Here is a 506-nt window from a genome sequence, read left to right as displayed (position 1 = left end):
GGTTTGTTCGTCGATCTGAGCAGCATTCGGGCGCATCTGGCAGAGTTCTACAGCCATACCGGACGTCCATCAGTCGACCCCGAGCTGCTTATCCGGATGCTTCTTGTGGGCTATTGTTTTGGTATCCGGTCCGAGCGGCGGCTCTGTGAAGAGGTCCACCTGAACCTTGCCTATCGCTGGTTCTGCCGTCTCGACCTGAACGATCGGGTGCCGGATCATTCCACCTTCTCGAAGAACCGGCATGGGCGGTTCCGCGAGAGCGAGTTGCTGCGTCACTTGTTTGAGACGACCGTCACTCGCTGCATCGAGGAAGGCTTGGTAAGCGGCCAGCGCATGGCCATCGATGCAAGCCTGATCGAGGCAGATGCCAACAAGCAGAACTCGACGCCGAAGGAGGAGTGGGACGCGACGCGTATTGATCCGGCAGATGCGCCCCGCGCGGTTCGCGAGTATCTCGACACGCTGGATGAGGCGGCTTTCGGCGCAGCAAGCGAGGTACAGCCCAA

At 60.1% G+C, this 506-nt stretch carries 1 protein-coding gene; it reads left to right on the top strand.

Annotation, left to right across the window (positions count from 1 at the left end):
• On the top strand, positions 1-506 hold a 506-nt coding region (locus JJ896_18590), incomplete at both ends, for a transposase (GenBank protein ID MBO6781658.1).

The organism is Rhodothermales bacterium (assembly GCA_017643395.1).
GTDB lineage: Bacteria > Bacteroidota > Rhodothermia > Rhodothermales > UBA10348 > JABDJZ01.
The sequence above is the reverse complement of the archived record's forward strand: the minus strand, read 5'-3'. Positions and strand labels throughout refer to the sequence as shown.